At 63.9% G+C, this 19350-nt stretch carries 12 protein-coding genes and 1 pseudogene; 5 read left to right on the forward strand and 8 right to left on the reverse strand.

Annotated features, from left to right (window positions below; translation table 11 throughout):
* Positions 1-287 precede the first annotated feature (287 nt).
* The 3 genes from RFN28_RS32995 to RFN28_RS33005 form a co-directional block, all read right to left on the reverse strand.
* A complete protein-coding gene (locus tag RFN28_RS32995; RefSeq protein WP_320291335.1) occupies positions 288-458 on the reverse strand; it encodes a hypothetical protein in 171 nt (56 codons plus the stop codon).
* Between the two features lie 139 nt (positions 459-597).
* Entirely contained in the window at positions 598-2124 is a 1527-nt protein-coding gene (locus RFN28_RS33000; RefSeq protein WP_320291336.1) for an MBL fold metallo-hydrolase, read from the reverse strand.
* Positions 2117-5797, reverse strand: a complete 3681-nt coding sequence (locus RFN28_RS33005) for a S8 family serine peptidase (RefSeq protein WP_320291337.1) — start codon at positions 5795-5797, stop codon at positions 2117-2119. Before RFN28_RS33005 ends, RFN28_RS33000 begins: the two co-directional genes overlap by 8 nt.
* A gap of 597 nt (positions 5798-6394) precedes the next feature.
* Here RFN28_RS33005 and RFN28_RS33010 point away from each other — a divergent pair.
* Positions 6395-7081, forward strand: coding sequence for a Crp/Fnr family transcriptional regulator (locus RFN28_RS33010; RefSeq protein ID WP_320291338.1), 687 nt, complete (start codon positions 6395-6397; stop codon positions 7079-7081).
* Positions 7082-7098: 17 nt separating this feature from the next.
* Here the strand turns inward: RFN28_RS33010 and RFN28_RS33015 are convergent, their stop codons facing one another.
* Both RFN28_RS33015 and RFN28_RS33020 read right to left on the reverse strand, forming a co-directional pair.
* Complete coding sequence (locus tag RFN28_RS33015; protein ID WP_320291339.1) at positions 7099-11382, reverse strand: cytochrome P450; 4284 nt, start codon at positions 11380-11382, stop codon at positions 7099-7101.
* A gap of 119 nt (positions 11383-11501) precedes the next feature.
* On the reverse strand, positions 11502-13277 hold the full coding sequence (locus tag RFN28_RS33020; protein ID WP_320291340.1) for an adenylate/guanylate cyclase domain-containing protein: 1776 nt from the start codon (positions 13275-13277) through the stop codon (positions 11502-11504).
* A 411-nt stretch (positions 13278-13688) separates the two neighbouring features.
* Here RFN28_RS33020 and RFN28_RS33025 point away from each other — a divergent pair, with 411 nt between their 5' ends.
* Both RFN28_RS33025 and RFN28_RS33030 read left to right on the forward strand, forming a co-directional pair.
* A complete protein-coding gene (locus RFN28_RS33025) occupies positions 13689-13946 on the forward strand; it encodes a PepSY domain-containing protein (protein ID WP_320291341.1) in 258 nt (85 codons plus the stop codon).
* Between the two features lie 100 nt (positions 13947-14046).
* The gene (locus RFN28_RS33030; protein WP_430679435.1) at positions 14047-14505 is read left to right on the forward strand and encodes a hypothetical protein; all 459 of its coding nucleotides are present in this window, start codon (positions 14047-14049) and stop codon (positions 14503-14505) included.
* Positions 14506-14694: 189 nt separating this feature from the next.
* Here the strand turns inward: RFN28_RS33030 and RFN28_RS33035 are convergent, their stop codons facing one another.
* Entirely contained in the window at positions 14695-16560 is a 1866-nt protein-coding gene (locus RFN28_RS33035; protein WP_320291343.1) for a L,D-transpeptidase family protein, read from the reverse strand.
* Between the two features lie 462 nt (positions 16561-17022).
* Here RFN28_RS33035 and RFN28_RS33040 point away from each other — a divergent pair, with 462 nt between their 5' ends.
* A complete protein-coding gene (locus RFN28_RS33040; protein ID WP_320291344.1) occupies positions 17023-17424 on the forward strand; it encodes a rhodanese-like domain-containing protein in 402 nt (133 codons plus the stop codon).
* A gap of 48 nt (positions 17425-17472) precedes the next feature.
* On the opposite strand, the gene RFN28_RS33045 is transcribed toward RFN28_RS33040, so the two are convergent.
* Positions 17473-18381: an alpha/beta hydrolase gene (locus RFN28_RS33045; RefSeq protein WP_320291345.1), complete on the reverse strand. Its 909-nt coding sequence runs from the start codon at positions 18379-18381 to the stop codon at positions 17473-17475.
* Between the two features lie 47 nt (positions 18382-18428).
* Between RFN28_RS33045 and RFN28_RS33050 the strand changes: the two genes are divergently transcribed.
* Positions 18429-18881: a MarR family winged helix-turn-helix transcriptional regulator gene (locus RFN28_RS33050; RefSeq protein ID WP_320291346.1), complete on the forward strand. Its 453-nt coding sequence runs from the start codon at positions 18429-18431 to the stop codon at positions 18879-18881.
* Positions 18882-18931: 50 nt separating this feature from the next.
* Here the strand turns inward: RFN28_RS33050 and RFN28_RS33055 are convergent.
* Positions 18932-19243 (reverse strand): annotated as a pseudogene (locus RFN28_RS33055) (PNPOx family protein); the annotation flags it as partial.
* Positions 19244-19350: the final 107 nt, after the last annotated feature.

Consider the following 19350-nt stretch of genomic DNA (forward strand, 5'->3'; position numbering starts at 1 on the left):
CGCCTCGGCATCCCTGGCAGTAAGGTCCTACCGCTTCCCGTTCTCATCGCCGCTCGCTGAACCCCAACAGCAGATCCACCCGCGCAACACCACCGGTTTTGCCCCGGTTACATTGCAACGAACTTCTACAAACGATGACAAGTTGCAGAAACACCCTTCACACGGGTGGGGTCGCAGGTTCAATCCCTGCATCGCCCACCATCCAACTCCTTGATCAAGTTGGATGATCCGGCCGCAAGAAAATCTCTCGAATATCCGCAGCCGCTGGCAGGCGGCTCCGATGCTGCTCAGATCAAACCCCTGCGCACGCTCAAATATGTCACCGCCGTCACCAGGATGGCGCCGATCATGAAATAAAGCGTGGCCAGGATGTTGCCATGGTGGAAATGAATTCCAGCGAACAACAGGGCCATCACCACGGCCAGAAATGCAATTATGCGCGAGAATTCATCGGGCATGGGCGACCTGTGGAAATGATATGGATAGCCGCCCTCAATCAGCCGAGCGCTCCATAGATCGGTTTTCGATTTTCCGCAATTAGCCCTGTGCAGGACATGGACACAGCCTGCCCATTGCAGCTTTGCGCTCAGTGGCTCTCTAGACCAGATCCACCTCGACCCAGAGCCCTCCCTCTCCCCGTACGGGATTGCGCGGTTCGCTGCGCACTGCGAGAATCGAGCCGGAGGGCGGAGCAAAGGCTGGCTTCCCATTGGCGCCGGCCAGCCATTTATCGTCGGCCCGAATGACGCGGCCTTTCGTCTTTGCCGCAAGCGCGGTCAGGATGGCATCATAAGGCATCTTGCCCCATTTCACTTTCTCGGCATCGCCCTGGTTGGTCGGAATGAAGGCCGAGAGGTCCGGGCTCGTCAGCAGGTCGAGGCCCTGCTTCTGCGGCGTCGCGTTCTGGCTGCCGTGGTGCGCCACCTTGAGATAAACGGTGCGCGCGAGCAGAGCGACGGTGGTGACTGTCGCCTGCTCTACGGGCCATTTGAGGTCCTTCCAGCTCAGCCAGTTGCCGATCTGGGCGTCGCCGGGGAACAGGAACACCCGGCCGCTGTCGATGAATTCGAAGGCGAGCACCAGGCTGGTGTTGTTGACGCCGCGGTCGAGCTGCAGCGCGAGATCGGCGGCAATCCCCATCCAGTCGGCGTCGATGCGGCGCCAGGACTGGTCGCGGTCCTCCATAGGCGCCGCGCTGGAGACCGGCCCCGAATAGTGCCTGCGGGTAAAGGCGCCGATATCGATGGACGCATCGGCGCCCTTCTCGCCGTTCAGCGCCGCCGAAAGTGGCGTGCCGACATTGCGTTCGAAGGGGCTCAGCTCGTCGATATAGGTCGGGTCGTCGGCCTGGTTGATCTTGAGCGCGGATGAAAGCGCCCTCGCGAAAGGCCCGCCGCTCGCCAGCGGGAACATCTCGCTCGCTTTCTCCTCCAGCCGTAATGCCGCCTTGTCGCGCGGCGGACCGAGCACGTAAATCCGCAGGTTGGGCAGCCCCTCGATCGATTGCGGCGGACCGCCGGGCTCGAAATAGGTGGGCGACGGTTTTGCCGATAGCTTTGCCGCGGCATCGCGGGCCGAACGCACCCTTTCGCCCGCGGCGCCGAACTGGAAGCCGAGCACGGCCTGCAGGCCGTCGCGGACGCGCTTCATGTAGGGATTGAGGCCCTGCATGCCGTCGAGCTTCTGGCTGGCGCCTTGCAACGCTGCCAAGGCCTGGCCCTTGAACTTATCGAGTTCCGCGGCCTCCGGATCGCCGGGATTCTCCGTCCACGCCATCCAGACATCGCCGACAGCAAAGTCCTTGAACAGATCGTTCGAGGTCAGGAATCCCGAAACATGGTCCCAATGCTCATGCGTAACGACGAGCACGTCGATCCGGCCGCCCGTCTCTTTTTTCAGGTCCGCAACGATGTCGGCGACAAGCGCCGGGCCGTCCGTGATCGAGACATGGATGCCGCAGTCGATGAGCATGCGGAAGGGCGAGCCGTCGGCTTTCGTGAAAGTGAGCAGGTGGCAGTCGCCGATGCCCTGGCAATAGTGCCGGACGGTGACGGCCGGCGCCCGCGCCGCTAAAGGCGCCGTCGCGTCCGCCGGCCTCCTCCTTGCCGTTGGCCGTCTAGACATGGTCGTCGTCTCCGTCGCTGGCGTGCAGCATGGCGAATGGCTCGGAAACTTCGCCGCCGAAATAGAGCTCTCGCAGTGGCGACAGATAATTCGCCGTCATCGTCTGGACCTGCCGCTTCTGCCGATCAGCGCTGCCGGTATTCTTGATGATCGAGTAGCGAATCTCCTCGAAGCCTTCGCGCGGGTCGATGATGATGGTGGCGCCGCCACGGAACCAGAAGAATCCCTCGCCCTTGTTCACGCCCTGCGGCGCCGGATTGCCGTCGAAAGCGATGGGAAGCCGCTGCTGGATGACGGCGACAACCTCGACCCGGAACGAGCCGTCCGGCTCTACCCGCCGTGTTGGGCGAACGCTGTAGATGTCGAAGGTCGTCTCGCCCTTCTTCGCCTGGTGCATGACCGTGCCGTCCTCGTTGTAGCGCGGCAGATCGGGCAGCAGGCCGAACTGCTTGTAGAGGTCCGGATTGGAGACGAAGGCCTTGTGCATCGCTTTCCACAGCGCATAGCGGTTCTTGTCGTTGAGAGCGAATATCTCGGAGCGCTTCAGCTTCTGGTTCCAGCCGAGGTCGATCTTGCTCAGTAACCCCTTCAGCCAGGGAGGCGAAGGATCTTCCGGCGCGCTCCAGGCGAGCGTCTCTTCCGAAATGGTGCGCACGTCGCGCGGCAGAAGCTTCCATTTGCGGAAGGATTCCAGGAAGGCCAGGCGATAGTGCAGCGGATCGTCTGGATAGGCATCCCGGTCGGCGGTGATCAGCGCCCGCAGATATTCGCCGAAGGTGATGTCGACGGCAGGGCAATAGTCGAGCGCGCGGATGCACATGGTGAGCATCTGCCTGGCGATCTTGGCGACCTCGTCGGTGAGGCGCTCGACGAGACCTGGATGCAAGGTGCCCGCCGGCAGAATGCCGGTGCCGCCGGTGGCAAGCTGGATCAGGTCGTCGGTGCGGCGGTCGGCGATGGCGATGAAGGCCTGGTAGACGGCGAACACGAGGATGGAGCCGCGGTCATGCGCCTCGACGGTCTTGTCGTAGTCGAGGTCGGCCATTCCGGCGCCGCCATATTCGCGCAAAGGCCCGGCCCGGCCGCTGCCCTCGCCGAATTGCTTGGCGATACCGGAGAGCAGCGAGGCCGCCGACACGTCGCCCCTCGCCTTGCCGATCTCGAAGCTCACCAGCTCCTTCAAAGTGAAATGCTGGAACAGCGCAACGACGTCGGCGAAGGCCTCGTGGAAAGCCGGAACGTCCGGGTTGGACGCTTCCTGGAAGCGGCGATGCAGCCCGTCGAGCAGCGCATGCGACATCTCATGCGCGATGATGTCGCTGGACAGGCAGGAAAACACCGTCGTCCCGGGCGTGGTGACGTCGCCCTCTTTGCTCGCCGCCGGAAAATATCCGAACAGCAGCGCCTTCTTTTCCGGGCTGTAATAAGCATTCTCGGCGCGCAGCGCGTGCGGATAGATGCGCAGGCGCGGCACGTAGTGGGCCTTCATCGTCATGTCGCCGGCGCGGCCGTGGTCCTGCGAATAGTGCGGCGCCCATAGCGCCCGCCGCCCGAGCGCGCGCTCGAAATGGACGATCGTGGTCATGGCGACCGCGTAGACCATCTGCTGATGGAATTTCGGATTGCCTTCCGAAGGCGGCAGGCCGTCCTGCGCCAGCAGCACCTTATCGTTGAGGTCGACCGGATCGTAGACGCGGTCCGAGGCCGGATCGACATCGATCACTTCGAGATATTCGCCGATCGGGCCAGGCTGCAGCGGCTTGTCGGCCGACGGCTCGTCGTCCCACGGAACCGAGAGCGTCGCTTGATAGACCGACACCGAGTCCAGTCGCTTGGCGATCGAAGGGTCGAGCGCGTAGATGCGCAGGCGTCGCTGCGGCGGCGGCAGCGGGCGCGGCTTGCGCCTGATCGGCGGCGTCGGGCCCGCCGCGGCTGCAACGGCGGCCGGTGCCGGCTTGGTGGCGGCCCTGCCCAGCAGCCTCTCGAGAAAGGCCCTGAGCGGCTTCGACGGATTGCCCTCGTCGAGAGCGGCTTCCAGATAGCGGTTGCGCGCCGCGGCCGAGATGGCGGCCGGATCGCCGTCCGGATCGGCGATTGCCTGGTCGACGGCGGCGGTGCTTTGCGCCATCTGCATCAGCTCCAGCGCCAGCATCCTCTGCCGCTGCGATGCCGCTGGCGACTGAGCAGCCAGCGAATTGCCGCCGGTCAAGAGTTCGAGCCAGCTCCATGTGTAGGTTGCCGGTGGAAGCTTCTTAAGGTCGGCCGCGGCCGGCGGCTGGAAGCCCAGCGCGTCGAATGCCCGCAACACGCCCTGCCCGATCTTCTCTTTGGTCTCGGCGGCGTTCATCCTGGGGGTCGATTTCAAGGCCTTCGCGAACAATGCCTTGCGTACCGCCTCGACGCGCATCCACGGCTCAGGATATTTGCTCACGTCCTCCCAGTGCTCGGCCAGCCAAAGCGCCGCTGCCGCAGCGACCTGCGGCGTCGCCGCCGACGTGCCGTTGCCGTCCATGTCGACCACCTTGGGGCAGTCGATCTCCGCCCAGGGCACGTTCGGCGTGTAGGCGCCAAGCGCCGTCGCCATCTTCGAGGGCGGTCCGTAATTGCCCTGCATGGTGCCAAAGGAAAGCCCGGCATAGGCGCGACCGTCGCCCATCACGCCGCATGCCGCCAGCACCCGGTTGTAACGCGCTGGATAGACGATGCTGCGTGGTGTGATGGTGAAGTTGTTGCCGGCCGCGGTGACCATCACCAGACCGTGGTCATAAGCGAGATTGACGGCATCGACCAAGGCCTGCGAGGTGAAACCGCCCATGCTCATCGACAGCGCATGCGCGCCTTGCCGACGCGCATAGTCGATGCCTTGCACCATGGTGCCCGTTGTGAACCGCACTACCCAATCGGCGATGCGCACCGGCAGGATCTTGGTCTGAGGAGCACCGCCAACGAAGTCGGTGAAACCCTGCCAATGCGGCGACGTACCGTCGAGCTTGTTGCCGGCAAGCAGGCTGAGCGTGCCGGTGCCATGGCCGCGATTGCTGGTGAGCGTGCCGGCCGGGGCATGATCCGTCGCATTGCCCGGCCCGAAACCGTCGGCGACGAAATTGCGCTGCTTGGCCGCGAGAAGCCCCGCCGGCAAGGTGCGGTGGCCCGGATCGAAGCCGGTATCGAGATGGGCGATGGTGATGTTGGCCTGCTTGTCGCCGACCATGGCGCGAGCGGCCGCGAACTGGCTGAAATTCGGCCCGGCGTTCCAGGCGACACCGTCCTTGACGACCGTTTGACCGCCGCGATCGTCCTGGTCGTCGAAGGTGCAGGCAGGACTGGCGCTGGCCGCCATGCCGCGATCGCCATTGCTGTTCTTGTATTCCCATTGCTGGACGATGTCCGGCTCGATCGCCAGCACATCGGCGCCGGCAGCGGCAAAATCTCCGCCGCGGCTTAAGAGCTGGTGGGCATCATCCCAGGGATTGTCCGACCTGTCGGCCGTGGGGGAGAGCCGCAGCCAGGTCGCGCCGTGCTCCGCCGCTGCCCCGAAGTCGGCGCCGGAAGCACCCGCCGGCACGGCCAGGATCGGTTCAGCCCCGCTTTCTCCGATGCCAAGCGACCGGCTTTGGGCAGCAAACCCGGCACCGTCGCCCCGAACCTTGACCAGGAGTCCGCTCGCCGCCATGGCACACCCCTCCCCGGAAATGGAAACATGGCGCCGGCTGTCAGTTCCAGTCAAGCCAAGTTTTAAGCCATGATTCGATCGGTGTATTTGCCAACTACGAAATCATGTCGATCGTGTTCCTGCACAAATGCCTGGTACCCAGAAATACATTCGACAAACAACAATCGCGCCGGCTGACGCGCGCTTCTGTGATTGCTTTCACATACGTCGGGCGGGCTTCGCACACAAATAGCGCACCGGGTGGCACCGGCTCTGCTTCAACGCACGGGTCCGAATGGCTTCCGGGCCTGAAAATGGGTCGGTCCTCGGCAGGGAATTTCGATCACCTAGCCATTTTCAGATTTGCTGTCCGCGCGCTTCGGTTACCTCCCGCCGCGCGCGCGGACGGCGTTTCCAAGACCGGTCCGTGGCCGCCAGCGCGCTCCGATCCCGTTGCGAGGAAAGTCGCCGGCTAATTTGATGCCTGCGGCACACGTCTGGCGCTCGATCTTTAGCAAAGGCCATCGTGCTGCCGTAGACGCCACGAAAGGAGACCAGGGCTTGATCGAGCATGCACTTGTCATACAATTTCCGCTCAACGAGAGGCGGAATCGCATCATGTCCACAGCCGGCGCAGACGACAGGAGCTCCCTGCCGCGTCTGGCGCGGATCGATCCGCGTCATTTCGACCTGCTGTTCGGCGGCTGCAAGGTGGAACGCTACGCCGCCGGTCAGCACCTGTTCGTCCAGGAAGATGCGTCCGACCGCATCTACGGTGTCATCAGCGGCACTGTAGAAATCTCGCTCTATTCGCCGGGCGGACAGAAGCTGGTCGCCAATATCGAGCTCTCGCGCAGCCTCGTCGGCGAGATCGGCGCCCTGGACGGACGCCCGCGCACGGCAACCGCGATCTGCCTCACCGCATGCGAGCTGGTCTCGCTCAGCCGGACGCAACTCTTTGACCGCATTGAAAAAAATCCACCGCTGGCGCGCGCCATGATCGAGCTCCTGTGCGCGCGGCTGCGCTGGGTCAGCGGCGAGCTCGGCGACCAGGCCTTCTTCGGCATCGAGGCGCGGCTGGCGAAGCGGCTGGTGTTCCTGAGCGGCGTTATGGCCGATCCAGCCGGCTGGATCCCGATCTCGCAGTCGGAGCTTGGCGAGTTCCTCGGCGCGACGCGCGAGTCCGTCAACAAGACGCTGAACGACTGGCGCAACCGGCATATGATCGCCATCAAACGCGGCGGGCTGCGCATCACCAATGCCGCCGCGCTGAAGCAGATCGCCGAATCGCAAGATGACGACTGAGCGATTTTCGACCCGAATCAGAGCCGCGAAATCAGGTAGCGCAGCGCCGACCGGCTCGGCATGAAGAAGTAGCCGCCGCCCTTCGTGCTGACGAATTGCGGCATGTCCCTGAGCACCGTCACTTTTTCCCACGACGGGATCGAGAACCGGCCGCCGCTGTCGCGCGAACCGATCGTCGGATCCTTTTCGCCGACAAGGCCCTGGAACGAGCTCGACGAAACCCAGGTCTGCTGAATGAATTCGTACTGACGCTCGATGTCGGCGTTGAGGCACATGAAAAGCAGCCCCTTCTCGACCTTCCCGTTGCGGTCCTTCTTCTCATAGGTGCGGCCGACGCGCAGGATACGGTGGCGCTTGCCGATCCGGATCTGGGTCTCGCGGTCCTCGCCGAGCGAATCGCGCGGATTGGAACGGCGTATATGCGAGCCGAGCGGACAGCGAAGCCCTTGCGGGTCCTCTGCGCCGAGCGCGAAATCATTGTCGGCGCCGCGGCCCGGCCGGCCATCGGGGTTGCGCACCAGCGAACTGCCGTCCTGCCAGCGGCCAAGCATCTTGGCTGCCACCCAGCGGGGCGTGATGGCGTCGTCGCCGGTCTCGCGCGCGGCCCGCGCGGCGGCCTGCTTGCAGTAGTCGTCGAACAGCTCGACATGCTGCTCGAACTGGCGCACGACGAGGAAGGAGCCGTTGCGGCCGAAGTCGCGCGGCGGCGGAGGTAGACCTGGAACCTGCCGGTTCCGTCGCACCTGCGACAGGATGCCGGCGCGGTCCTGCGCCGCCTGGACGGACGGCGAGGCCGGATAAAATCCGTGCTCGTCGCGATAGCCGAAGAGGAACTCGCCAGGCGCGACCAGATGCATGGGCGCCGCCCCCTTGTTGGCGCGCGACGTGCCCCTGACAATCGGCTGCGAGATCCCGTCGGCGAAGCCGAAATGCTCATAGGCGCGCTGGCGGTCCGGCCTGGCGCTGTTGCCGGCATGCTGGGATTTCGCGCCGTCCTTCTTCGGCTCGCGGTTCACGACAAGCGGCAGCTCGGCGACGATTTTCATCCCGGCGCCAGTCGTCTTTCGCTTCGCGGCGGCGGCCTCGGCCTTGAGCACGGCCGGTTCCCCGGCATAGCAGATAACGACCGCGTCGACCGGCGTCTTGGCCGAGCCCCACTGCCATTTGTCGGGCGCGTCCGGGCCAGTGTCGTCGAGGATGCGGCCGCGCTCCGGGTTGCCCATGCCGTGCCGGAACGCGGCTGGAAATGAGTCCAACGGATCGTCGTCGACGCCGCCTTGCAGCCCGAGACGGCGAAGGCCGTCGGGGCCGAAGGCCACGGTCATGGCCCGTCCAGCGGGCACGCCGTCGCCGAAGCTCGTCTTCTCGACGATGAAGTCCAGCCACGCTCTGCGTTGCACGGCCGGCAGGTCTTCCGGCACCCGGATTGCCAGCATATGCGCATGGCCGAGCGCGCCGAAGGGACCGAAGAAGATGGATTGGATCTCGCCGGATTCCAGCTCTTCGACAGGCAAGGGAGCCGGTTCACGGCTGGCAGATGCTTCCGCCGGCCTCGCCTGCGGCCGCTGGAACGAGCCGAACAGGCTCACCCAGTCGCGCGCCTCGTTGCCGGTCGCCGAGGCGATGCCGCGCCTTATCCTGGAATTGATGCGTATGCGCGTGGTGTTGAGATGGGGATAGGCCGAATACCAGAACAGCGTCGGCACCTGCTGGCGCCGTGCCCAGCGCTTGAAGCGGTCGCCGTCGCGCGCGCCGTCGAGGAAAAGCCAGCGCGTGCGCGGGTAACCCTCCGTGTTGCTCCACACCCCGGTCAGGCCTTCGGAGGCCTTGGCGATGAAGTCCTCCAGATAGCTTTCCCAGCTGCCGCCGTAATTGGAGAAGAACAGGAGCTTGCCGGTGCCCGGCAGCAGCACCCAGCGGGCGAAGTGAATGGTGTTGATGGTGCCGAGGAATCCCGGCCGGAACACTTTCTGCGCCGTTATCGAGATCAGGTAGAAGGAAAACCTCAGCGCCACCCGCCGCAAGATGCCGGCCTTCATCGTCGAGATCGCGGTCAGATGGTTCTGCTCCGCATGGTCCTCATTGGCGAGGATCTTGTCGAGCGCGCCGATGTCGACCGGCGTGTTCTGCAGCCGGTCCTTATCCTCGAGGCGGCGCAGGGCGAGGAAACACAGGCCAACGAGCAGCAAGCCAATGGCCAGAAGTCCCAGCACCGCCAGCAGCAGCGCCGTGCCGGCAATTGCGATGTTGGTGAAGGTGATGCCGTGCGGGTTTCCGAAGACGAGCACATAGGTCATGCGCCAGCAGGCCAAAACGACGATCGCAACAGTGGCAAGCACCGCCGGTGCAAGCAGCGTCGTCGTCAGTGCCCGCCACCAGCGGCCCGGCGGCCGCTCCAGCAGGCTCTCGGCCGGCTCGAAGGCCCAGCCGAACTGTCCGAGGCATTGGACATGCCGCCGCGCCTCGGTCAGGACCGCAAGCGCGTTGCCGGTCCCGGCGCGCGGCTTTTCGACGATCTCGCGGACGGTATCGGCCAGCTTGGCCTCTGCCAGGATGCGGCGTACCGAATGGCCCGGCGTGCCTGAAAACACCAGTCCGGCCGTGCTGCCGAAGGACGGCGATATTTCGATGTGATGCTTCCTCAGGAAGTCCTCCAGCGAACCGCCGTCGGGCAGACCGCACACATCCCTGAAGATCGGCCTCAGCCGGTGGCCTATGGCTTGCGTGATGGCGCCGATGACATCGTCGGAGCTGCCGTCGCCGGAGATTTCAAGCACGAGCGCCCCGGTCTCGAGGCCCGATTTCTCGTCCTTGCCTGTGGCGGCGACGGCGAGGCTTGTGAAATGAATCGAGCCCACCTTGTCGAGCGCGTCGCCCACCTCCTCGATCGCCGGATTGCCGAGAGCGCCGACCTTGTCGCGCACGGCGTCCAGCGGCACCGCGCGCTTGATCGGGCAAACTACGGTGACCATGGACTGATCGACTGTGCGGCAAAACTCCGGACGCTCGAAATCGACCTTCAGGTTCGCCGGATAGGCGCCGACACAGGCCAGTTGGCCGGCCCTGCCCCGGGCACGATTGAGCTTCGGCTTGCTGAACAGGGCGCGAACGCATTCGCCAATCTGTATGCGGGCGATCTCGGCGCCGATGCACAGATGAATGCCGTGGCCGAAAACCATGTAGTCGCGATGTGGCCGCGAAGTATCGAACTCGTCCGGCCGCTGCACGATTTCCGGATCGAACATGGCCGACAGCGTCGCCGGCATCACGAGGGTTCCCGCCTTGACCAGGCGCTCGCGACGCGTACCCTTGCCAATGATCGCGTCGCGCCTGGTGTAGCGCCAGGGCCCGACCCAGATCGGCTTGAAGCGCATGGCCTCGAGTATCGCCCGGTCGAGCTTGTCGATGCTGTTTTCGGCAAGCGCCGCATCGACGGCCTGCCGCGCATCGGCGCGCGACAGGATCACGTCCAGGCAATTGCCTCCGGCAAGCACGTTGGTCGGCACGAAGCCGGCGATCATGCCGAGCATGATGGAGTGGATGTCGGGCAGCGACAGCCGCTTCTGATCGAGCTGGGCGACAAGCCGCGCCAGCGGCCGGTCGTCCTTCTCTTGCCTGTTCCTGATCGCGGCGATCGAACGGTCGATGACCTTGATCAGGCGGTCGCCGCCGACGACCGCGAGCTGACGCGTGGTGGCATTGGCCGTCGGATCGGAAAAGAACAGCGCGCTGAGCGCAATCGACCAGTTGGCAAATTCGGTCTCATCGTCGATCAAGAGGCCGAAATAGTCCCGGCAGATGCGTACCGGCACGATCTTCATCAATCCGGCAACGGCATCGAAGCCGGGACTGGCGCGGGTCATGATATCGCGAGAATGGCGCTCGGCGATCGGCCTGACGGCGGCTTCCACTTCCGACGGCGGGAAGGCGCTGAGCACAGCGGACTTCATCTGCCGGTAGGCGGCACTGTCCTGCATGCCGAGAATGAAGTTCGACCCCCGCGCCAGCTCGGTCATTTCCGGTCCATAGGGCGTCTCGAACTCGTCGCCGCGCTCCAGAATGTCGCGGACGTCGACGCCCTTGGTGACGAGGAGGAACCTTCTGCCGATGGCGAGGTTCGGATGGAAGCGCCGCAGCAAGGCCAGCCACCAGCGCGGATGATCCTCCACAAGGAACTTGGCTATGCGCGCGGACAGGCCCTTCGTGCGCAGTCGATCGATGTCGAATGGCGGCATCGCCGACACGGGACCCTGTTTTTTCTGGGCCTCGCGTATGGCTTTGAAATACTTCCACCTGATCATGCGCGTTCGAGCCCCCCAGCTGTCCACGTCATTGAGATGCCGGCAATCTTATGGCCTAGGTTTGCTTCGGTCCGGCGTATGTGAATTCCATCACAGTCATTTGTCTTCGGCGGTGGTGATCATGCAATGGACTTGGCCTGGTCGAAATTGGCGATCAGGAAATTGTTTTTCGCCGCGTCAACGAACGGTATCCAGCGAATCCTCTGCTCAGAAAAATCCGGATGCCTGGTCGAGAAAATCGCAAGTTCCCGCTTGGCCTCGTCGCGGCGGCCGCTCCGCATCAAGGCGCCGATTTTCAGGAACCTGGCGTAGAAGTAGCCTGGCGAAAGGTTGAGCGAGCGGTCGGCGGCGGCGATTGCCGCCTCCCAGTCCTCGACAAAGCAGTAGGCGACGGCCAGTTCGCCCAGATTGTGGAAGCGGTAGAGGTCGAACGGGCTCAGCCGCTCGGTGTCGAGGAAGAACGGGATCGCTCCTGCGGCATCGCCGAGCAGCAGGCGCGCGCTGCCCATCGCCGAGCGGGCGAAGGCAAAGCTCGGATTGATGTGGATCGCTTCGGCGAGATGCTCCGCCGCCGAGGCCGGCTGGCCGCGCATGATGTCGGCGGCGCCGAGATAGGCGTGCGGGCGCGCATCGAGGCTGTCCATCAGGAGCGCTTTGCGCGCGAACGCCTCGACCTTGTCGAGATCGTCGCTGTCGCCGAAGCGCAGCCAGGCCCGCCAGAAATACCACCATGCCAGCTCGTTCAGCACGGCGCTGGAGTTCGGATCTTCCTGGTAGGCCTTGTCGAAGAACTCGAGGGCGATCTCGGTGTCGCGGCGCGTGCGCCTGTTCATGTGCCAGCGGCCGCGCCGCACCAGTTGCCAGGTCTCCAGGCTCTCCCACGGCACCTGGAAGGTCCGCACCTGCTCGGCCCGGTCGACTTCCTTGTCGAGGATCGAAACGATCTCGCTGCCGATCTGGTCGCGCAGGCTGAAGATGTCGACGAGGTCGCGGTCGAAACGCTGCGACCAGACGAGCCGCCCGTTCGACGTGTCGGTGAGCGAGGCGTTGAGGCGGATTTGCCCGCTGAAGCGCGCCAGCGTGCCGCTGACGATGTAGCGCGCGCCAAGCGCGTTGCCGATGAGCCTGGTTCCGAGACTGTCGTCGCGGAACTGGAAGCTGGAGCCCTTGGCGATCACCGAAAGCCAGCGTGTGTTGGAGAGGCCATAGATGATGTCCTCGGCGACGCCGTCGGCCATATAGCCGACATCGGGCTCGCTTCCGTCGCCCTGGAACGGCAGCACCGCGATCGCCGGCGGCCCTTTGGCGAAGGGTTTGTAATGACCGGGAGCGACTGCGGCGAGCGGAGCCGCCGTCGCGGCCCCGTTGCCGCCGCGCCCGACTATCAGCACGCGCACCGGCAGGGCGATGTTCTTCAGCATGAACTCGCCAAGGTCGGTGAAGACCGCCGCCGTCTTGTCCTTCACGTGGTGCCAGGTCGTCTCCGAGATGGCGAGCCCGTCATGCGGGGCGAATTCCTGGAGCCGGGCGGCGATGTTGACATCGTCGCCATAGAGGCGGCCCTCGCGGACGATGACGTCGCCGGTGTTGATGCCGGCCCGAAACGGCATGCGCATGTCCTCGGCGACCGAGGCATTGAGGGCCACGATCCGATCCTGGAAATCGAAGGCTGCACGCAAGGCTTCGATCGGATTGCCGAATTCGGCCATGATGCTGTCGCCGGCGACGCCAAAGGTGCGGCCGCCAAAGGCGCCGCAGCTGTCGGTGATGATATCGCGCCTTTCCTCGAAGGCCGCGACGGCGAGTTCGTCGTCGATGCCCATCAGCCGTGAAAAGCCCACGGCGTCGATAGAAATGATTGTCGCAAGCTGACGGGTGTAGTGCCGTTCAGCCATGGTTGCGCCCCCGGTCCCTGCTTTTGGTCCAGAACAGGCGACGTCCGCTCTCGAAACACTTCGCCGTTTGCCGACGGAAAAACCTCGGCAGGCTCGGCGCGCCGTTGCCACCCTGTCAGGTCTGGAAGTCTAACAGGGTCTTGCCAAAAGCTCTACCACGAACCGCTAATGGAATACGCCGCCGCTCCAACCCATGGTTAGCCGTTTGTTACCTGAAGCACCAAGTCGCAGAAACCTGCTTACATATTGAAATCTCGAAGCTTTGGCTATTTCAGAATCTCGCAAATGAACCGTGGAAGCGCCCTTGCCAGCCGGTCCGTGGAGCAGGCATTATCCGTCCCTGGCGGAACCAACCGGCTGGGATGCGAGTTTTTCAGCGCACTCATGCCAACACGAGATTGAGGGGCAGTCATGCGCGCTGTTGTTTTGGCAAGCGGTATTGCGTTTTTCCTTATCGGCGGGCCGGCCTTCACGGCGGAAGAGCAAGCGGTGCCGCCGCAAAATAGCAAGAAACTCTCGGAAATCGTCGCCAAGGTCGAGAAGCGGAACGACTTCCGCTACGTAAAGGAGGTCGGCTGGAGTAGCGACGGCTATACCGTCATCTACTACACAACCGACAAGGCCAAGGTCGAAATCACCTATGATCCGGTGACCGCAGAGCCGAAGTAAGCGCTTGGGTAGCCCATCCCAGCCCCGCCCCAAGACTTGCGTCAACGCGTGTTTGGTGGCTGACTGCGCGCCATGATTGCGGGCACGGGGGTGCATGGCAATGATCGGCTACGTGCTGAAGCGTATCCTGATGGTGCTTGCGGGCTATCTGGTCGCGGTGCTCGTCGGGTTGATCGCGCTGGTCGTCATCTATGTTGTGCTGAGCTCGCTGCCCAACGCTCCAGGTTATTTCGAGTTGATGCAGTTCACGCCCGTTGCGGTGTTCGTGGTGCCGCCTCTCGGCATGTTCGTCTATTTCCTGACGATCGTGGTCACCGGCATTCAGACCCTGGTCTTCGCCCTGATCGCCGAGTTCTTTTCGCTGCGGGGCTTCTGGCTCCACATGCTGTTCGGCGCCGCCGCTGCCGCTGCCGGCTTCATGCTGCTCTGGCCTGACGCGCCGGACGATCCGGAACGCTGGGCCGACATGGGCATCATCGCCGGCGCCGGTCTCGTCGCTGGCCTGGTCTACTGGCTGATCGCCGGGCGCGACGCCGGCTTCCGCCGCCCGATCGCCTAAAGCGCGTCGCGATCTTTCAGATTCGCTCCATGCGCTTTAGGTTTTTGATTTTACGCATGTCTTTATCCCGAAACCGGTTCCCACTTTCGGGAGACATGCTTTAAGCAATTCCAGGAAAGGTGCGAAGCGGTTAGGCTCGGCGGCTTTGCCGTAGCCTTCCGTCCGTAATTGCGCGAAAAAAAGAAGCTTTCAGGTTGACGGCGCGCGCACCGCTTCGGTCGCGTCCAGCGCCTGCATCAGCTTCGAATCGCGATCGTAGACATCGTCGAAATATTCGACCTTGCCGGACATGTCCGGCCAGGCGGTGAAATAGGCGACGTAGACCGGGATGACGCGCGTGACGTTCTCGGTCGAATGGCCGTGCTTCAGCTTTTCGGCGATATCGTCGACCGAGGTGCCGAGCACCGCGGCGGCCATGCCGCGCGGATCCTGCAGGCGAATGCAGCCATGGCTCAGCGCGCGCATGTCCCGCTCGAAGAACGACTTCTGCGGCGTGTCGTGCATGTAGATGGCGTGCTTGTTTGGGAAGAGGATTTTCAACTCGCCGAGCGCATTGGCCTCGCTCGGCTGCTGGCGCACGCTGAAGGGGACCTTGGCGCCGTAGGCACCCCAATCCACTTCGGCCGAGGGAATTTGCCTACCGCTGGAATCCGTCACCTCATAGCCGGCGCGGTCGAGATAGCCCGGGTCGCTGCGCAACCTCGGCAGCATCTCGTTGACGATGATCGACTGCGGCACGCCCCAATAGGGATGGAAATCGACCTGCTTGATCTGATTGTAGAAGAAGGCGGTCTGGTTGGTGACCTTGCCGATGACAACGCGGGTCTTCAGCTTCTCCTCGCCATTGTCGATATAGCTTGCGGTGAAGGCCGGCTGGTTGACGAAGACGCGCGGGCTGCCGAGATCGGACGGCAGCCAGCGCAGCTCTTCGAGCGCCACCCTGACCTTCTCGATCTTGTCGGCCTTGGATGTGCCGGCAAGCGAAGCAACTGTGCGCGGGCCGATGACGCCGTCGCCTTTCATGCCCGCCCGCTTCTGTACTGCCTTGATCACCGGCACCAGTTGCGGATCGTAAACCTCGCTCTTGCCGAGCCTGGCAAGGATCTCGCCATAGTCGCCGCCCATCTCGTCGTCGAGATTGCGGGCGATGAGCGTCAGGAGCTTGGGCAGTTCCGGGCTGCTTTCGCCGGGTTTCAGCACCAGCTTCGGATCGACGACGATCTCGTTCTCCTCGCTCGCCTGGAGCGATTCCAGCTCGACGCGCAGGGCTTGGTATTCGGGGCTCTGCGGGTGCCGCGATTCGAGATAGGTGCGCACTTCCTGAGTGTGCGCCAGGGTCTTCAGCACCGCTTCGAGATCGAGCGGCTTGGCCGGGAAATCGTAGTAGCCGGTCATGCGGTTCGGGTCGACGCGGCCGCTCTGGGCGTCATGGGCATAGCGCAGCACGCGCGCCGACAGCGCCATCTCGAAGCGGACCAGTTCCTTGGTACGCTCTTCCGGCGTGGCTGCGGTCGCGGCCGCCGGAACTTCGACCGAATAGTCGGCCGGCGTCAGGCCGTAGCTCGCAGCCTCGCCGAGCACCCGCACCGCGTCCTGCGCCCTGCCGTTAGGCGTATTCCCGGTCACCCAGATGAAATCCGGATTGGCCGAATAATAGGCGATCAGCGCCTTGGCGATATCGGGTTCGGCGAAAAGCTCGTAGTCGCTCAGCCCGGCCAGCGCGTCGCGGAACGCAGTGCTTGTCACGGACGGCACAAAGGCAGCGTCCTGCGCGGTCGCGGGCGGCGACGCCGGCAAAAGCGACTTGAAGTCGACGCGCACAAGCTTGTCGGCCCTGTAGGTGTTGTAGGTAGGGCTGCTGATCCTGGCGCCGCCTCCGTCAGGCACCTTGCGCGGCTTTGGCGGCGGCGGAAATTCACCTTGCGGATTGTGCCGGATGCCGCCGCCGAACAGCATGTCGAACAAGCCTTGCGCGCTCGCCGGCTGCTGCCCAAGGGCAAGCGCCGCTACAATCGCGATCGGCATGACCGCTTTTTTGTTCCCAAGGATTTTCATGCATCACCCGCACCGGTTGAACCGGTTTCCCGTTCCGCGCCGCCTGACGGTCCCGCCCAACGCATGGCGGATGTAAGGCGCAACTATACCGATTCACACCGATTTCGTTAAGCTTTTATAAATTTCCGCGCTCCTGTTGCAGAACGGTTTCACCTCCTTCTGAGGTTCGGAACGGATAAGGCTGTTTGCGGTTCCAGCGGCTTGCGAACAGTCTGGCGCCGTCGTCACTATCGATGGTAGTGCCGCACTTGCCCTCATTGTTGGCGAGCCCAGGCTACGGGCACGACGGACCAAGCGGGCTGCCCTTATGACGACTGCAACAAGCGCCCTGCCCGTGTGGTCGACGACGGCCGGCGCCGCAGCGTGACAAACATCGGTCCGTGACAACATCGCTCCGTGACAAAGACCGCTCTTTGTGATCGAAATTCCGGCGGCCTTGAACCATGGCCTGGAGGATGTGCCGTGAAGAAGGGATATCGCGAGCTTCTCGATGAAGCGAATGCCGAGATCGAGGTGGTTTCGCCCGAGGAAGCGGCAGGGCTGCTGGAGGACGACGACACGATCTTCATCGATCTGCGCGACCCTCGCGAAGTCGAGCGGGACGGCAAGATCCCCGGCGCCAGGCATGTGACGCGCGGCATGCTGGAATTCTGGATCGACCCCGAAAGCCCTTACCACAAGCCGTTCTTCGCCTCGGGCAAGACCTTCGTCTTCTTCTGCGCCGGCGGCTGGCGCTCCGCGCTCGCCACCAAGACGGCGCAGGACATGGGCCTTACGCCGGTCAAGCACATCCTTGGCGGCTACACCGCTTGGAAAGCCGCCGGCCTGCCGGTCGAGCCGGGTCAGAAGAAGAAGGCCGACTGACCGGGTTTTTCGCAATTCCGGACGATAAGCGCCAGACAGTTTGCCTGCTCAGTGCAGCGTCGATTCGTGCTGCTCCGTCACGAAGCCCGCGGCGCGCGCGACGACATCCTTGTCGGCGAGGATGCGGCGGTGGCCAAGCCCTTCGGCCCAATGCAGGCGGACATGATCGCCGGCGCCCGCATAGCGCTTTGCATGATCGGCATGGACTTCGCGATCGTCCGGCGCGTGGATGACAAGCGTCGGCACCGGCGCCTCGGCAAGCTGGCGGTCGCCGGTGAATTCGCTGAGTGGCCGTCCCGAGAGATATTTCACCCGATCCGCCATGGCGACCCTGGAACGCGGCCCGACGTTCATCATGCGGCTGAAGTCATCGAAGATCGCAGGCATGGAACTGGGCGCCGCGACGAGCACCAGCTTTTGCGCCGCGAGCGGCGGAATGTCCTTGACCGAAGCTGCGACAGCGTTGGCGGCTATCGCGCCGCCGAAGGAATGGCCGACGGCTGCGACAAACGGGCCGAACCATTCGCCGGCCACTCGCGCCGCATCGACCGCAGTCACCATGTTGAGATGGCGGCCGAGAGAATGGCCGTGTCCCGGCAGGTCGAGCGAGACGACCTTGTAGCCGGCGTCGCGAAATCCTTCGATCAGCGCGCGCATATATTCGGTGCGCGAGCGCCAGCCATGGATGACAAGCACGGCGCCGAGGGAGCCCCTGCCCGGCTTCGGCCGGAACTCGTGCACCGCGACGCAATCCGTCTTGGTTTTCAGCCTGTGATGGCGCGCCTCGGCCATGAAATCGGCAGCACGCTCGACGGCACGGCGCTCGCCGTCGCTCAGGGATTTGACGTTTGGCGTGCGGCAGAACAATTCGAACGCGGCGCGGCCGCCGAGACGTGGCGCGACATGCTCGGCCGCGCCGAATACGCCCCGGATGACCTTCAATCCAAATGATGCCATAGTGGCGGTCCATCCATTCGTTCAAGCATGAACATAATAGTTCAAACATGAACATTACGCAAGAGCTGCCCTGGGACAATCCGCGCTTTCGCAACTGGGTTGCGGTGGCGCGCGCCTGCCATGTGCTGGAGCGCACACTGGCGACGAAGCTCGCCCCGCTCGATCTGAAGCCGGCGCAGCTCGACGTGCTGATGAACCTCTACCGCCACCCCGGCATGTCGCAGCACGACCTTGCCCGCAAGCTCCTGGTCGGCCGCTCAAACATCACCATGCTGTTGCCGCAGCTGGAAGCCCGCGGCCTGCTGCGCCGCGAAGGCGACGAGAAGGACAAGCGGGTGCTGCGGCTGAACCTCACCGAGGCCGGCGAGGCCCTGCTGATGCGGGCGCTGAAGGTGCATATGGCGCTGATCGAGAAGGCGATGAGCCAGTCGACACCGGAGCAGTGCGACATGATCGGCGAGCAGATGCGAAAGATCGCCGATGTGCTGAAGGAAGCTTGAGCGCAGATGTGCTGAGATTCCGGCCAACAGCCGGCCTCACCTGAATATCCTCACCACATCGTCTTCTTTGCCCGCTCTGGCCATTCCCTGTCGTAGGTCTCGCCGTCGATGTTCTTGCGGCTGGTGATTTCCAGGATCCGGCCGGGCGTCGGCAGCGACTTCGGGTCGACATGCTTTGCCGGATTCCAGAGTTCCGAGCGCACGATAGCGCGGGCGCACTGGAAATAGACAGTATCGACGGCGATGACCGTGACCGACCGGGCCGGCTTCCCGTCGACGCTGAAGGACGTGCAAAGCTGGGCATCGGTGGTGATATGGGCGCGGCCGTTGATGCGCAGCGTCGTGCCGGAGCCGGGCACTAGTGGCACTGCACAGGGATTATGACTCTTTGGCGGTGGGCTTTGGATAGGCTTTGGCCAATTTGAGGCGGGCCTGTTCGGTCGAGAACATCCAGTTGATGCGGGCGCCG

The organism is Mesorhizobium album, assembly GCF_033977205.1.
Taxonomy (GTDB): Bacteria; Pseudomonadota; Alphaproteobacteria; order Rhizobiales; family Rhizobiaceae; genus Mesorhizobium; species Mesorhizobium album.

What these genes read in the sequence shown, in the direction of transcription:
- RFN28_RS32995 (WP_320291335.1), bottom strand. Translation starts at nt 458, where the DNA reads ATGCCCGATGAATTCTCGCGCATAATTGCATTTCTGGCCGTGGTGATG.
- RFN28_RS33000 (WP_320291336.1), bottom strand. Translation starts at nt 2,124, where the DNA reads ATGTCTAGACGGCCAACGGCAAGGAGGAGGCCGGCGGACGCGACGGCG.
- RFN28_RS33005 (WP_320291337.1), bottom strand. Translation starts at nt 5,797, where the DNA reads ATGGCGGCGAGCGGACTCCTGGTCAAGGTTCGGGGCGACGGTGCCGGG.
- RFN28_RS33010 (WP_320291338.1), top strand. Translation starts at nt 6,395, where the DNA reads ATGTCCACAGCCGGCGCAGACGACAGGAGCTCCCTGCCGCGTCTGGCG.
- RFN28_RS33015 (WP_320291339.1), bottom strand. Translation starts at nt 11,382, where the DNA reads ATGATCAGGTGGAAGTATTTCAAAGCCATACGCGAGGCCCAGAAAAAA.
- RFN28_RS33020 (WP_320291340.1), bottom strand. Translation starts at nt 13,277, where the DNA reads ATGGCTGAACGGCACTACACCCGTCAGCTTGCGACAATCATTTCTATC.
- RFN28_RS33025 (WP_320291341.1), top strand. Translation starts at nt 13,689, where the DNA reads ATGCGCGCTGTTGTTTTGGCAAGCGGTATTGCGTTTTTCCTTATCGGC.
- RFN28_RS33030 (WP_430679435.1), top strand. Translation starts at nt 14,047, where the DNA reads ATGATCGGCTACGTGCTGAAGCGTATCCTGATGGTGCTTGCGGGCTAT.
- RFN28_RS33035 (WP_320291343.1), bottom strand. Translation starts at nt 16,560, where the DNA reads ATGAAAATCCTTGGGAACAAAAAAGCGGTCATGCCGATCGCGATTGTA.
- RFN28_RS33045 (WP_320291345.1), bottom strand. Translation starts at nt 18,381, where the DNA reads ATGGCATCATTTGGATTGAAGGTCATCCGGGGCGTATTCGGCGCGGCC.
- RFN28_RS33050 (WP_320291346.1), top strand. Translation starts at nt 18,429, where the DNA reads ATGAACATTACGCAAGAGCTGCCCTGGGACAATCCGCGCTTTCGCAAC.